This window comes from Stenotrophomonas sp. PUT21, assembly GCF_052232875.1.
GTDB lineage: Bacteria > Pseudomonadota > Gammaproteobacteria > Xanthomonadales > Xanthomonadaceae > Stenotrophomonas > Stenotrophomonas maltophilia_N.
The window spans coordinates 4,183,736-4,198,003 of sequence record NZ_CP197645.1 but is presented as its reverse complement, the minus strand read 5'-3'; the positions used below and the strand labels follow the sequence as shown (position 1 = coordinate 4,198,003).

At 57.0% G+C, this 14,268-nt stretch carries 10 protein-coding genes and 2 pseudogenes; 1 reads left to right on the top strand and 11 read right to left on the bottom strand.

The window, feature by feature from the left end; all coding sequences use genetic code 11:
• Nucleotides 1-103: 103 nt before the first annotated feature.
• Nucleotides 104-472: an H-NS histone family protein gene (locus ACTT2I_RS18715; RefSeq protein WP_075675701.1), complete on the top strand. Its 369-nt coding sequence runs from the start codon at nt 104-106 to the stop codon at nt 470-472.
• Between the two features lie 674 nt (nt 473-1,146).
• Here the strand turns inward: ACTT2I_RS18715 and ACTT2I_RS18710 are convergent.
• From ACTT2I_RS18710 to ACTT2I_RS18660, 11 genes and pseudogenes are all read right to left on the bottom strand, one after another.
• Nucleotides 1,147-2,310, bottom strand: coding sequence for a hypothetical protein (locus tag ACTT2I_RS18710; RefSeq protein WP_146256390.1), 1,164 nt, complete (start codon nt 2,308-2,310; stop codon nt 1,147-1,149).
• A 178-nt stretch (nt 2,311-2,488) separates the two neighbouring features.
• Nucleotides 2,489-3,427 (bottom strand): ATP-binding protein, encoded by a 939-nt coding sequence (locus ACTT2I_RS18705; RefSeq protein ID WP_258390958.1) that lies wholly within the window; start codon nt 3,425-3,427, stop codon nt 2,489-2,491.
• Nucleotides 3,428-3,507: 80 nt separating this feature from the next.
• Nucleotides 3,508-3,738 (bottom strand): hypothetical protein, encoded by a 231-nt coding sequence (locus ACTT2I_RS18700; RefSeq protein ID WP_049441713.1) that lies wholly within the window; start codon nt 3,736-3,738, stop codon nt 3,508-3,510.
• A gap of 9 nt (nt 3,739-3,747) precedes the next feature.
• Nucleotides 3,748-4,002 carry a hypothetical protein gene (locus ACTT2I_RS18695; RefSeq protein WP_229302317.1) on the bottom strand — a complete coding sequence of 85 codons (255 nt, stop codon included), beginning with the start codon at nt 4,000-4,002 and terminating at the stop codon, nt 3,748-3,750.
• Nucleotides 4,003-4,170: 168 nt separating this feature from the next.
• Nucleotides 4,171-4,668 (bottom strand): annotated as a pseudogene (locus tag ACTT2I_RS18690) (AAA family ATPase); the annotation flags it as partial.
• A gap of 80 nt (nt 4,669-4,748) precedes the next feature.
• Nucleotides 4,749-7,169, bottom strand: a complete 2,421-nt coding sequence (locus ACTT2I_RS18685) for an integrase catalytic domain-containing protein (protein WP_080355801.1) — start codon at nt 7,167-7,169, stop codon at nt 4,749-4,751.
• Between the two features lie 1,563 nt (nt 7,170-8,732).
• Nucleotides 8,733-9,311 (bottom strand): histidine phosphatase family protein, encoded by a 579-nt coding sequence (locus ACTT2I_RS18680; protein ID WP_049441709.1) that lies wholly within the window; start codon nt 9,309-9,311, stop codon nt 8,733-8,735.
• Nucleotides 9,305-9,613: pseudogene (locus ACTT2I_RS18675) on the bottom strand (leucine zipper domain-containing protein); the annotation flags it as partial. The gene ACTT2I_RS18680 and the pseudogene ACTT2I_RS18675, both read right to left, overlap by 7 nt.
• 22 nt (nt 9,614-9,635) lie before the next feature.
• The gene (locus ACTT2I_RS18670) at nt 9,636-12,053 is read right to left on the bottom strand and encodes a S8 family peptidase (RefSeq protein ID WP_049441708.1); all 2,418 of its coding nucleotides are present in this window, start codon (nt 12,051-12,053) and stop codon (nt 9,636-9,638) included.
• A gap of 181 nt (nt 12,054-12,234) precedes the next feature.
• The gene (locus ACTT2I_RS18665; protein WP_049441864.1) at nt 12,235-13,215 is read right to left on the bottom strand and encodes an AAA family ATPase; all 981 of its coding nucleotides are present in this window, start codon (nt 13,213-13,215) and stop codon (nt 12,235-12,237) included.
• 666 nt (nt 13,216-13,881) lie between these two features.
• Complete coding sequence (locus ACTT2I_RS18660) at nt 13,882-14,232, bottom strand: VOC family protein (protein ID WP_421100075.1); 351 nt, start codon at nt 14,230-14,232, stop codon at nt 13,882-13,884.
• Nucleotides 14,233-14,268 lie beyond the last annotated feature (36 nt).

Here is a 14,268-nt window from a genome sequence, read left to right as displayed (position 1 = left end):
TTTTTAGTAGTCGATCCTGTGATTGAGCGACTCATAGTGGATGTGGAGTGACACGCAATGTCATTTGAGAATAGGCTAGGGCCTCGACAGCGGGGAAGAATTCATGACTATTGATATCAGCGGCCTTTCTGCCAAGGAACTTCGCTCACTGATTGCTCAGGCGGAGAAGCAGCAGTCCAAAGTGCTGTCACGCCCTAAGGCCACAGCGATGCGCGCCAAGATCAACAAGTACGTCAAGGATCATGGATACACGATAGAGGAACTCTACGGCGCTTCAGTGATCGTGCCCTCTGAAACCGCCAAGAAGCGAGGTGATCGGAGGTCTGCCAAATCGACAGTGCCCAACACCGCCCCCAAGTACCGCAATCCTGCAGTGCGCGGCCAGACGTGGTCCGGTCGAGGGCGGCAACCGCGATGGATAGCCGAGCTGGTAGCAAGCGGAAAATCACTGAATGACTTCCTGATCAAGTAGTGATAGCGGGGCAGCCGTACACCGGTACCGCAGCAAGTCCTGAGAATCATTAGTCATCAGATCGAACAGGATGCTGGTGCGCGGAATGCCCTCCCAGGTAGGCGATCAAAGATTTCAGCTAGTCGCAGTTGATGTGACAGCGGGCGAACAGCAGGCGCTCCCCTTGCCTTTGGAGAGTGCGCTCAGGCAGCAATGTTTGCAGTATCCGCTTCTGGCCAGAAGCGGACCTGGATCAGGGCCAATGCGGCCGGGATAGCTTCGGGCCGCTGCGATCCTAGGCAACTCGGTCACTTCACCAAGTTCCAAGAGACGCCGGTGTCGAGCGGTACAGCCTACTAGCGTCACCGAAAGCAACGGCGTTAGGTCAAAGTTGCGTCGGATCCGAAGGATTAGAGCCCTCATGGCAAACCCTCGTCATGTGAACTCTCGCTAGAATCAGCTAAACCTCCGGGGCGGCAATGGCCAGTAGAAGTCAGCTTCGCCAAGCAATCATTGAAGCTCAGGCTTCGCTACGCTTGGAGGGCCTGCCCATCGGAGATCGAGATGATGACATCTATGCCGCAGCCATTGATGGTTCGCTCCGTAGACCGTTGCGCGATCTGGTCTTGAAGCGTATTCGCGCCGAGTTAGGACTGGCTCACGAGACGAATGAAAATTGACAGAGGCCGCGAGGGCTAGGCGACGCTATGTGGTCGCCGGCCACCAGACGGCTGTTTTCGTAAGCGGTTTTCACTTAGCGCCTTCAGCACGTTTCGTGCTCCGAGCATCACCGAGAATCCCACATCCAGCGACACATTGCATCGCTGGCCGATTTGCTTGGCTGCCTGCTGAAGTTTGCGGTGGGATCCTGCTTGGTCTGCATCTCCTTCAACCATCTGTAGCGCAAGATCCATTGCCCTGTTCAAGTGAACTCTTTGACTGTACGGACCTTGCTCTTCGTATCTCAATTTGTACTCCTCGTAGACGTCAAGGTGCATCTCTCTTAGCAACTGCCTATTGAGCCTGAAGCGTCTAAGTACAACTTTCATCTGCGGCACATAGTGGTCTTTCTCGGATGCTTTCAGAACATCTGAAAAGCATTTGGCACATCGCTCGAGCCGCTCCGCATGCCTCCCAACAGGTAGCTTTAACGTTGCATAGCTAAACCAAAGATCCAACAGCGGCTCGGAAGCCGCCGCATCCGGGCTTAGCAAGATGTCGCGTGCTGAGATGGACTGGAGAGCGCAGAGATTGACAATGGCACGAATGGTCGTCCGACCCCTGGTCAAGTTCTTGGTAGCGCGGTAAAATTCCGCCTTGAGAGCGTTAGGATATGCCCGCCTCATCGGATGGCCGTCAACGAGCAGTTTCACGAATCGAACATAGTTTTCGAAGGGAATCTGGGGTTGTGAGGGCGTCGCGCAAAGTTCGATTATGGATGCAAGCTGCTGCTGACCCCATGCCTCGTCGCCAGTAATCGCTGCGGCGGCGCCATCACCGGAAAGCGATTGCTTGCATTTGTGGCATCTTCTGCGCCGCTGGTAGTCTGTTGAGCTCGGCTGGTCCGCGCCACACCTTGAACAGGTGGTTTCGAGCTTGCATTTATGCAGGTCACACTCAGCTTGAATGTCGACGATCCACGATAGCGGCTCATATGAGAGATCATCGTCCCAATCGCGGTAGCACACTGGGCACCAGCGGCGGCGCGTTGTGTCTCGGCCTCCTCCGTAGGTTGCCAGTACGTCCTCCAAAACCCAGAATGTGCCGCACTGCAGGTCGTCCTGGGCGGTCAGCATCTTGAGCGTGCTGATACGGTGACTGAAGTCACGGCTGGGACCGCAATACTTGCCCGAGCCCATGACTTGTCCTCTACGCCCACCAGCAATAGCTGGACCGACTATCGACATCATATTAGCCATGGTCACGCCGACTGTCCACGCTTGCCGTAGAACGTAGTGCTCCAAGGATTCAACTCGCGACGTTCCCACACCCTTCAATTGAAGTGGAGGCAAGGACGACCAGGTAAATCGGTGAATGCTAGACTTCACGGCACACCTCCCCATAAGAGAAGGCCCAACTAGACTTGAGCTGTTTCGCTCTGGCTGTGACGCTTCCAGCCTCCATTGCATCCTCGAATTCCTCGATATCTCGCCAAAGGTTGGCAAGATCGTTGTCTGAATAGTAGGAGGCCTCTATGTGACGTTTAAGGATCCGCTCGCTTCCTTCCTGCTTGGCCGCATCCGCAGCTCGCGACAGAAGTTGAGCCACCTCTCCATAGACACCTCCCGTCGCGACCAGTAGATCCGCCGCCATTCGAATCAATAGGTCCTGTTTAGAGAAATTGTGCCTTTCGCTTAGCGACATAAGGAGGCGCAAGAATGGAGCCCGGTCCTCCTTTCTTCTAACGCTATATGGCGGAACCCATATAGACGTCACACTTCGGCGAAGCTCGGATCCGATCGACCAGAGTTGAACTGCCCTGTGGATTCCGCTCATTATCAGCATCGACCCGGCGGACTCTGCTAACGTCATCAAGTGCAATGCATGGTCTGCAGGTGACTTGTCTTTGTGATTCACCAGAAGCGCTGATATTTGATCGATAGCGACATACTTGCAGTCACGCGCAATCATGGACCGCCTTACAGACGACCAACACTCCGCTTCGGTGAGCCTGAGTTGATACCGTCCAAGCTGAAGGTCTCTGTCGCGCACTTCGGCTTGAATGTCCGAAGGGGGACTTGACCGAGGTGATCTGCCCTCCAGCGCCCAAGTCAGAGTCGGCGCGTTAAGCTCTTGCAACAACTCGCGGGCGAGGTATCGCGAACTGAAATATGCTCCAACTGGCAAGCACGCAAACGTCTCGATGGCAGGAACTTTCCCCTTTTCCCACAGGTTTGGATTCCCAAACATCTCACGCATAACGCTCCGACGCATCGTGGTCTTCCCTACACCGGACGGACCGATGACGCAGACCATATGCCCCGGTCTGTGATTGTCTAGGGCTGCCCTCAGTCGATCTCGCGGCCCTCTGTATGCTGAGTGCTGGAGAAGTTCCATCAGAAATCCTCCGCTTTGTCGAGCGCTTCTACACCTTCCTGCGAAGGGCCTATATGTTGGCCCTCGTGACTGGTGGATTCCGCCAGCTCCGCCAGGTGGGAGAGGAGTGCAATAGCAATGATTAATGCAGCCGCGAACCGCCTCCTGGCGTGCAGTTTTCGCGCGAGATCGTCGCGCCGCCTCCTTGCATCGGCGCCCCACCGGAACTGATTTGAGTCGGTAGTCACCATTTTCTTCCCTCAGGTTGGAGATCCCCAGCGAGCCTTCACATGCTCTGATCGCTCAGTGACACTGCCGGCAACCATGCTCATCTCAAAGGCGTCGATGTCCCGCCATAGATTCCTAAGATCCTCACTTCCGTAGTAGGAGATCTCAATGTGTCGCTTGAGAATTCTGTTGCATCCCTCCTGCTTCGCAGCAATATCTGCCCGCCCCAGTAGTTCGACCACCTCAGCGAATACGCCGCCGGTAGCGGCAAGGATATCGTTGGCCATCCGGATTAGCAGATCATCCTGTGATAGCCCGTAGCGAGTGGCCAATGACTTGAGCAAACGAAGGAACGGCAGTTTGTCATCCCGACGCCTATCACTATATGGAGGCACCCAAACGGTTGTGACTCGGCGTCGCAACTCGGAGTTGACCGACCACAACTGCGTGGCTTTGTGCACCCCAGTCATAACGAACATCACGCCTGTGGCTTCAGCTATCGCCATTAGATGGAGGGTGTGGTCAGCGGGTGACTTGTCCCTGTGGTTGACTAGTAGCGCTGTAACCTGATCGATTGACACATACTTGCAGCTACGCGCTCTCAGGCTTCGCTGCACCATCCCCCAGTACTCGCCTTCTGTCTGCCTTGTTCGCGCTAAGGACGCCCACTCCGATGTTGCTGCGGCGAGCTCGCGTCGTATTCGCAGTTTTGCATCCTCCCCGAGATAGCTTCCGTCCAGTAGCCACGCCAACGTGGGCGCGTGCAACTCTTGGAGAATAGAGACAGCGAGCTGACGCGAACTAAAGTACGCGCCGTGAGGAAGTGTGGCGAATGTCTCGACCAGGGGTATCTGCCCACAATCCCAGCATGCTGGATTGCCAAACATCTCCTGCATTACCGAGCGCCTCATCGTGGTCTTGCCCACGCCCGATGGCCCAATAATGAACACCATATGTCCTGGCCTATGACGGTCGAGCGCCGTTCGCAATTGCTTGCGTGGGCCCTCGTAGGCTGGGTGCTGAACCATCTTCATCAGTAGTCCTCCCGTTCATCGAACGGAACGATGTCCTGTGCGATCGCAGGTGGCACTGGTTCGATATCTAACCTCTCATCGCTGCCGGTCATTGGCACCGGGGCAAGGTGCTCTGTTGCGGGCATTGCCGCTTGGGCCTGCGCTCGGCGCGAATGACGAGCACGGGCAACTTCCTCTTTTCTTTTTGCCGATTGTGAGCGCAACGAGGGTGCCCAGAGCAGATGAAACAGTCGCTCCTGATCCGACAAAAGCGCATCGCTCTGCACTTTGTTGTGGAAGGCCTTGAACCACCTCCCCCGAACCTTCACGTAGATCACATTTGGGTCACAGCAGTCGCTACGAATCTCACTGGCATCCTCAGTTCGCAGCGCTTGTAAAAGCCCGTCACTGGTGAACCAACCGTCGGCAGTGCGTACGCCACGCTGGCGGTCGATTCGCTTCTTGGTCTCCACCTTGATCGCGGTTCTGATTAGGAACCCATCGTTCCATTCGCACGGTGTTCCGACAGCGCCGTAGGCCGCGAGCGCCTCAACCCTCTTCTCAGCTGGCGTTGTATCATCTGGCCCCGGTGTCATAGGAAGGTCGTGATAGACGAACTTCAGGAACTCCTCGTGCACACGGACAAAGTCCGTCCTCGCATTGTTTCGGCTCTTGAATCTGCCGTCGACCTTACGTCCCATCTGATCGGGCCGCGTGCTTCCCGGGAATCGCTGTGCTACTTGTTCGTTGACCTGCTTGATGGCGTTCTCAGCAATGCCGTTCCAGGCGCTGCCTGCCGTTGGGGAGAACCTTAGACTGATCTCGCCATGGCAGAAATCTTGTAGCCAGCGGGAAGTGTTCTCCGGCCCTCGATCCAGATGGATCAACTTGGGCAGGAAGCCCTGCCTTTTGACGTACTCACGCATAAGCAATGCCAAGGCGTCGGTTCTTGCTGAGCCAAATACCAATGCATGAGCCATCGGATAGCCCGTCGCTCCGTCTATGCCGATATAGAACTTTGCTTTGCTTGCTGGGAAGCAGTGAATCAGGTTCGGAGCGCAGCGAACATCCAGATCCGACGAATCTACGTGCAGTGTGTGGCCATATCCGATCGGAGGTAGCGAGCGATGGCGAGGATCGGTGCGTGTACGCGTCGCGTGGTAGGCGCGAAAGCCGCCCGTGGATAGCGCATGGCGCGTTGGGCTCTCGCTTCTTCGTCTGGCATCCAGTCGGCCCCTACCGCAAGGCTCAACTCCTAACCGAAGGCACTCCTCTTCGAACACATAGAGCAAGTCCTTCGGTCTATGTACCCTCCCGGTGTTCCAGTGCAGCGCGATGACGGTCTCTATGGCTTGCTCGTGTTCCGGAAGCAGGCGCGATGCTCGGTTTCCGCTAAAGGCATATTTGGTAAGACAAGCCGAAAGCGCGGATCTTCCTTCGGCAACAGCCTTTCGAACCTGTCGCTGCAGAGCGCCCATCCGTCGTGTTGCGGGCAGACTTCCGGCCTCAATCAGCGCAAGCCTACTGAGTCGCTGGCGTGCCCGCTGGAGGTCGGTAGCGGTTGCGACCAGCAATGGATCGTCCACAGCTGGTTGCGACTGACCTTTGACAATGGCTCCAAACAGTAGCTCGTCCGCCTCCTTGGCCTGCTCCTTCGTGCCATACAGATGGAAGCGGTCAGTCCTAGCCACGGGAGTGCTCTGCCATGGACCGAAGGCCGCCGATCTTCCCAGCATCCAAAGCGCTAGGCGCGGTGTGAATCCGGGCACCTCGGCGAGGAGACAGTCCAGCAGAAGCGGGCGCTTGGCGATTAGCCCAGCTGCCTTGGATACTGCGGTAGTTTCATGTTGCTGAAGGGCATCACCGGCTACCGCGTAGCACGCTTCAAGGTTCTGGAGGTACACACCGGTTGGAGTGGGCGGTACCCAGACTCTGAACACCAGGCCATGCTGCTGTGCCCATTGGGCGTAGGGGGAATAGGTCCACACCGCGTCCTGCTTGACCCAAAGGGAGTCCGGAAGGCCCAGTTGGCTCTCCAGCCACGATAGCGGCTTGCACTCCACTAGCTCTACGTGGTCCCTGCGAAAAACAAGAAAATCCACATGTGCAGTGCTGATGTGATTGCGCCCGGACGCCGTGGTGCGCTGCACGCGGCGGCATGGTACTTGTACGTAGTAGCCCAGCACCTCGGGATCAAGCTCAAGCTCATAGGCAAAGACCAACTCGCACGTGTGGCTTTCAACTGTTCGCGCACTACCGTTCTTGATTGAGTTGTGCCTAACACGAACGTTTCTTAGCGCCGCCTTGCCTACAGTCTTTGTTCCGCTGCCGGTAACCATGCTCTCGATCTGCCGGATACTGAGCTCACTTGCCTTTATGCGGGTGTAAAGCTGGTGACGGTCTTCAAACGATAGGCCACCAGATTGAGCGTCTGTGGACATGCCGATTCCTCATGCGCACCCCACGGGAGCACCGTCCAAAATGCCTGGGCGAGCCTTACCAGGCGAGTCGGACATAGGTGCCCGTGACAGGCCTGCGCAGGCTTGACAGGGGAGTCAGGGAAGGGGAAAGTATCGGCAAGACCTGCAAAGTCGCCGACCTGAAAACCCGTGAGTCCTACCTCACGGGTTTTTTCTTTCCAACTTCCGGCGAGGGAAGTTTAGATTGGGCTAGGTCATGGGCTGCCTGCCTCCCTCGGAAATTGAGGTGCCTGAGATCGAAGGTATGCGCTGACATCGGCGGCGTGAGCGAACCACCCGCGACGACCTTGTGGACGAAACAGCGTCACTGGCAAACGACCTGTGGCGGCTGCCCGCCTAAGTGCTGCCGGGCTATTGAATCCGAGCAGTCGCGACAGGTCTTTGGCCGGCACCAGCCCGCCATAGGTTTGCGCCACCCAAGCCACAGACAATGCATCCGGCTCTTTACTTGGTAGGCTCACGTACGCTCCAGTGATGCTAGGTTCCAGGTAACCCTAACGCTCTACCGTAGCCTTTTCATCCAGCAAAACTACCCTTCCAACGTCTACTTTTTTTGGAGGTTTCCGATGGGGGAGTTGCACGAAGCTTGCCAAGCACTCCAAGCGATGCAGTGCTCCAATATAGGTCGTCCTGCCTCTGATGCATCGGACAGGCTGCACTCCAGGATTCTCTGGAATACATGGTCTCTGGTGGAAGGCGGGGAGGAGGAGCTGAGGGCACGCTATGTTCTTCGGCGCCAGAGCCTAGATGGTCCGTTAATGATGCGCAGCGATGAGTTCAGTGCATATCGGCAGGGATTGCGGTCGCTATCACCCAAGCGGCGCAAGCACCTTGCCCTGCAGCATCCCCAGCTTGAAGAGGTGGTTAAGTGGCCCTTTGCAGCCCTCAGCCATCGAGAGTGGGATATGAGGACAGTTGTTGGCTGGAATCGCCTATTTACGTCCAGCGCCGGACTACTCGGAGACCGCTATTCATTCCCGGGCGATAGGACCAGCACTGATGAGAACCGCGTGCCTGTGATGGCATATGACCTGGATGGCCTTTACCAACGAGGTGACATCTATGGCTTTCTCATGCTGACGTGCACGTATCGGCTGTTCCACTTGCAGCGGTTGGCTGATCGCCAGTGGTATGCGGCAAGCCACATGATACGAGCGCTATCTGGAGCATGCAGAGATCCCAGAGTGCGTCCATTCGCTCATGAGTTGATCACACAGACGAAGCAACTTCTTCGCCTGCTGCCGGACACGAGCTTTCCAATTCACGTGAATGACGACGTGATCTGGGATCAGATCCGGAACAACGTCCACGAGCCCTCCTACTTGATGAGGCGGGCTGCTGAAAGGCGTGGCGTTCACATCCCAGAGCCTGTGAGCCCAATCATCTCCTACCGATACCAAAAGTGCGGCCCTCATCAACGGCCTTTGCTGTTCGCGCGTAACGGGTAGTCTTCTGATCCGACCAGGCCAAAGATCTGCGGCCGGGGAGCGGGGCCGGGAGGTTGGCAGTATCCGCGATCGCCTTCTATTCGAAAGATACCCTCTGGCAATGGGCTATAGGCTGATCCAAATCCAGCTTTCGAAATGCGCCCATCGCTGCAGCGTTCACCACGGAGGGAGCCTTGCTCCCGCAAATCCAGCGCATCGCCTGCATCAATTGGCCGTGGCTAAACACGACCACCTGCTCATGCGCGGAGTAGGATTTAAGAATGCGCAGCGCTCGCGCAGCGCGGGCAACTAGCTGGGCAAATGACTCGGCACCAGGTCCATCCACATAGTTTGGATCGCAACGGGACCAGTAGTCCTCTACCCACTGCCTGCGGTCTGCTGCCGAGGTGCCCACGCACCGCTCAGGCGACAGGTAAGTGAACTCGTGGACCCCCAGGGGCGCAACGACCATCTTGAAGCGTTCGGCGAGTGGTTGTGAGGTCTGCCTCGCCCGGAGGAATGGTGAGGTAAAGATTCGGTCAGGCGCAGCCGACCAGGTCATTGCCAATGCGCGAGCCTGCTCCTCCCCTGCGGCAGTAAGGGCAATGGATTCCGGATCGGCGGTTACAAATCCCGCATTAGCCATGCTTTGCGCATGCCTAACTACCACTAGCATATCCCCTCTCCTCTGTTCTGCTTTTCTCCTGGACAGGTACCTGATGTGAGTCGCCTCAAGCCAGTCTCTAGCATGTGGCACTTAGCACTCGACGCTGGCCGAGCTGCGGCAGGCCTCGCAGCGATGTGCCACAGTGGCCGAAGCAAGCGGCGCTGATATTCGAAGCGCTGCACCCGTTCGGGTGGAACGGCCGAAGGACTGGGGTGTGAACGACAAGGACGCTTGAGGAGTTCGGCAAGACGCTCGTCAAAAAAGCTTGCCTGCAGCTTGTAGGCGGCGCGCATACTGACGCCTGCACCAAGGCTCGCGTTTTTGCTAACAGCACTAGACTAGCACCGGAACAGCGGGGCGTATTCGATCACGGATTTCTTGATAGATGTCGATTCCGGATTCAATGCCAACTTCCAAGGTGACACATAGGGCGAATTTGATCTCGTCGGTTAGACCGGGGGCATCTTCCATACAATTCACCTTGCACTCGAACATCTGCCCATCAACGATGGGCAGCGCTTTGCGTTCGCCCTCCCAGACCTCGTGTTGAACGGTGCCGCGCTTGACAGTCATGTGGAAGGGTGTGTTGATGCGGCTGGTGCCGAAATCCTCGGGTGGCTGTATCCACAGCTTGGCCTGACGATAGCGCTGCAGCGAAGATTTTGTGGGCGACATCCAGGCCAAGGTCACGGTCATTCGACGCATTGTCACGACGCGTCCAAGCCCTGGCGGCATGGGGGCGGTGAATGATACTGCCCTGTCTTTCTTGACCTCCCCCACGCCGATCAGTGTGGCGCGATTGCTCGCGCACCTGAGCGCTCGCTCTTCGTCGACTGGACCGTAGCCGAGCCAGCTTGAAATGAAGTCCTTCTCCCGCATGTGTCGCGAGTTGAGCGGAGTGATGTGAGCAAAGCTCGGGCCATGATCGAGCACGGTTTTCGATAGCGAACCCCACTGAGCTCCATGGACAAGCAATGCCTTGATCAACGCAGCATCGTGCGTTTTGGGGATGGCCGCACCGCTTGCACGCAAGGCTTCGATAACCTCAAATGCTCTTGCCGCCATGCCACTGGCCAATGCTGTTGCGTTACTGGTCCCGCGAGAATATTCGGTATCACCGACAGGTCCGCCGGCCGCGGATGGGCGAGCCACCAAATGTCCAGGTGCCAACCCGGTGGGTGCCATCTGCACGGTCGTGCTCTCTGGCTTGGATAGGACATGCTCTTTGAAAACGATCCGGCCGCCGGGCATCAAGATGTCGGGCTTGATGGAGCGCCCCATCCCCATGCCAATGCGTGAGACTGGGCTCAACCCTCCTCGGGCAAAGAGATCATGAAGGTTGGGATGAGCTGGGCCGGGGGCCCCGTCACTATGATGCGCTCCCACCGTGATTGCGTTGATCGATTCGCTCGGCGACATAAGCCTGCGCCGGACTGAGGTCTGTAGCAACGCTCTTGTTGCAGCTGCCTGCTTATGATCCTCAGAAAGGTTGCTGAGCGTGTCACGCCTAACTTGAAGTTCAAGATCTTCTGACTGGTTGCCGGCGCTAATTACAAAGAGCACGTTGTACTTGAAGGACAGCCAGTCGATCAGCCTGGCCCAGGGAGAAATTTCTCCGGTAAAGATGCGGTGCTCGTTGCCTACCGAAAGGTTGATGACCTTGATTGAAGGTCCAACCGGAGGCTCTTGACCGTCTTGCTCGAACAGGCGCCGTACAGCACGGTGAACTAGGTCGATCAGCAGCTGATTATCCGGCGTGCACTCCGCCCGCCGGGCCCGCCCGTCGTTCGGGTCAGGGCGCATGATAGGTCTTACGTAAAGCGGACGATTGGCAGGCGGCGCGCGATTATTCAAATCGCCATGGAGGATTAGCGAGGCCATGGCGGTCCCATGCACGCGATCCTTGGCTGGATATTCGAGCGCCCAGTTGTCTGGGTCGTCGATCAGTAGGCGACGCTGCAGTACGGCGTGGTTGGCGAGCGGCAGTCCGTCAAACAAAGCAACGACCGGATCGCCTAGGACTTCCCCTTGCGCCCCAACCAATTGCTGGACTGGCCCTACTTCAGAGCCTGGGTTGACGCTTTGAGCTCGTGGCCGGAAGAACATGACGCGATCGGAGAGGACGAACGATGGGTAATCGCCTTTCAGAATTGAAGATACAACAGGTGTAGGTAGCTCGACGAGAAAGCCGTGGTAGGCGATCTCAGGAATTAGCGCCCTTTGAAGGACCTGACCGCCGGACGCTCTAATGAAGGTAAGTAGGTCGCGCACAACTGCAATGTTCTTTGCCGGGGACCCGAAGTACCAGGCCTCCAACTCAAAGCGAGTTGTCGCACGACCACTTTCGACTTCATCTTGCCAGTACAATCGCATGTCCGCATCGATGCGATCCTCGACACCCCATCGTCTGATGTCATGCAGATGGACGAAGACTTCTTTCAGCGGCGCCAAGCCCCGGTCAAACTTTGCGCGTGGATCAGCCTGAAAGCGCTGCCAAAGGGAAAGCAACTCAGCTAAAGCTCGCTGGTTGGTGCCTACTAGGTACATGCGTCCATTCAGAGGCTCGTCGGCTTCGGCTCCGGCCTCCAGACGATGAAAATCTTCGTCTTGCACGAACTCGTCAGCGAATTCGAACAGCCATTCGGCCTGCAGCTTCTGGACGGCCTTGAAGAACTTTTCGTGAGATCCAACCGTCTCCAGTACTAGGACAAACTCTGGATCCTGTTCTGGCGCGTTCTCAGAGATGGTCAACCGATGCGCTTCTAGTGTCTCAAACAGTTCAGTGAACTTTGGGGTAAGTCGCTCCCCTTGGCGCTGAGGTGTTGGAAGCTGAATGGGCTTTGGGGCCCCACCCGCCCCGTCATTCCTATCTTCGATATTCGCCCGTTTCGGGAAAAGGAGAAGCGGAAATTCCTCATTAGCCATTGAGCGCTCACGTCATCCTGTTGACTTGGTAGCGAGCATGCCACTGATTCAAGCGTTCGGTCACAATTTTCTTCAGGTTTGGCTCTGGCATTGCCAAGATGAAGCGGCGATGGACGTCTTCGCAGAACTGCTCCAGATCCGAAAAGCTGGTGGCATGCAGCTTGGCTGCCAAGGTCTTCGGAGAGACACCCAGCGGTGCATCTAGGCGCTGTTGGAGCTTAATGAACCAGGCTTCCTTCTGCGCCGCAGTCGGCGGTTCAAGCTCAAGTCGGAGCTGGAACCTGCGCCAAACTGCACGGTCGAGCAGCTCAGCATGATTAGTGGCAGTCACGACGACAACATGGCTAGGCAATGCATCGATCTGCAGGAGCAGCGAGCTCACCACGCGCTTAATCTCGCCAGTTTCATGCGTATCGCCACGTTCTTTACCTAGAGTGTCGAACTCATCAAAAAACAGTACGCATTGGTGGGTTCTAGCGAAGTCGAAGAGCTTCTTCAGACGACCACTGGTCTCCCCTAAGAAGCTGCCGATAACTGCTTCATAGCGCACCACGAACAGTGGGACCATCAGCTCGGTGGCCAGCGCCTCTGCCAAAGACGTCTTTCCATTGCCTGGCGCGCCTGACAGCAGGATGCGGTGCCGCGGCTCCAAGCCGTACGACCTCAAAAGATCACGTCTGTGGTGCTCTTCAATGATCTCTTCGCATGCGCCGCGCACCATCGGATCGATGAACATCTCCGACAGAGTACGGCGAGGCTCGATTTCATATAGCAATCCGCCGTGACCGCCATCGTAGGAGCGCACCACCTCGGGCGTAGGCGCGCGCGCGCGCGCTTCGCCCAAGTTCTTCACTAGGCGATCGGCCAATTGATGGTGGCTCTTTGCGCGCTCCTCTGCGGCCATTGCCTCGACCGTGCTGCGGAGCAATCGCTGGTCACCTTCGCTTCCTGCCTTGACTAGGCTGACGAGTAGATCTGCTCGTGACATGTGCTCACCGTGCTTGAAGTGATATTGGCTCAACGCCTTCGAGCTGTCTACGTGGCCCAGGCACCTATTTCTTAGGCAGCGAATCACTTCGTCTCGTGCTCAGTTGAGACAAAGTTCATTTGCGAATAAATAATACCATATATAAGATATTATTGTATGGTGAACGTACTGTCGAAGATCAGCTTTTGCCTCACCGATGAGGACCTACAGACTGTGGAGGAGACTCGGCGGCGGATTGCCATGGGTGGAAGAAATAGCAATCGCAGCGAGATCCTGCGTGCGGCGATCGCACAGCTCAGTCGTCTTTCTGATACAGAGCTGCTGGATGCAGTCGCGCTTATGCCTCGGTTGCCACCAGGAAGGCGGCCCGGCAAGCCTTAAGTCGCGCACCAAGGCGGCCAACTGGCTTAAGTGTCCCCGCACGGGAGAGGACGCGCATGCGTATGTCTTAGCTCCAACACGCGGCCGTCTTCCAAGCTGACAGCGCAGAGCACCAAGGCCACTGGCCTGCTTATCGCCTTGGTTCTGGTCCTGCTGAGCCGCAGCGTATGTGTGCCTTGAGTACACGCTCTTTGCTGTTCAACGACTGGCAATGCATGGACCGGAGCCCCCGGCTCACACCATCTATGACGTCTCGGCGAGCACGCACTTTGGTCATCCGCCCACTCACGCATGCTGCAGGATGTTGACCAGCCGGCCCAACGGATCGCGGAGGTAGAACCGACGCACGTCCCACGGTTCGCTGGCTGGGCCATAGGCGATGGGGAGGTTGGCCGCGTGCACCCGTCGAAGCACTTCGTTCAGATCGTCGACCTCGATGGAGAGATCAGGCACGACGGTACCGGAGCCGCCTTCGGACGCCACACTCACTTGGACAGTCATATCCGCGGATCCCGCATAGGTGCGGATCCAGCCGTGATCCATGACCAGCTCCAGGCCGAGGATGTCCCGATAGAAACTGTCAGCAGCGGACGGATCGGACGCGGCGATGTTGGCGATGATGCGTTTGACCTTCATGAACCCTCCCGGACGCTGCAACAGACGAACGTGTAC

Excerpts from the sequence above, each read along its gene's own strand:
- ACTT2I_RS18660 (WP_421100075.1), bottom strand. The coding sequence starts at position 14,232 with ATGAAGGTCAAACGCATCATCGCCAACATCGCCGCGTCCGATCCGTCC.
- ACTT2I_RS18715 (WP_075675701.1), top strand. The coding sequence starts at position 104 with ATGACTATTGATATCAGCGGCCTTTCTGCCAAGGAACTTCGCTCACTG.
- ACTT2I_RS18680 (WP_049441709.1), bottom strand. The coding sequence starts at position 9,311 with ATGCTAGTGGTAGTTAGGCATGCGCAAAGCATGGCTAATGCGGGATTT.
- ACTT2I_RS18665 (WP_049441864.1), bottom strand. The coding sequence starts at position 13,215 with ATGTCACGAGCAGATCTACTCGTCAGCCTAGTCAAGGCAGGAAGCGAA.
- ACTT2I_RS18705 (WP_258390958.1), bottom strand. The coding sequence starts at position 3,427 with ATGGTCTGCGTCATCGGTCCGTCCGGTGTAGGGAAGACCACGATGCGT.
- ACTT2I_RS18695 (WP_229302317.1), bottom strand. The coding sequence starts at position 4,002 with ATGGCCAACGATATCCTTGCCGCTACCGGCGGCGTATTCGCTGAGGTG.
- ACTT2I_RS18710 (WP_146256390.1), bottom strand. The coding sequence starts at position 2,310 with ATGGGCTCGGGCAAGTATTGCGGTCCCAGCCGTGACTTCAGTCACCGT.
- ACTT2I_RS18700 (WP_049441713.1), bottom strand. The coding sequence starts at position 3,738 with ATGGTGACTACCGACTCAAATCAGTTCCGGTGGGGCGCCGATGCAAGG.
- ACTT2I_RS18685 (WP_080355801.1), bottom strand. The coding sequence starts at position 7,169 with ATGTCCACAGACGCTCAATCTGGTGGCCTATCGTTTGAAGACCGTCAC.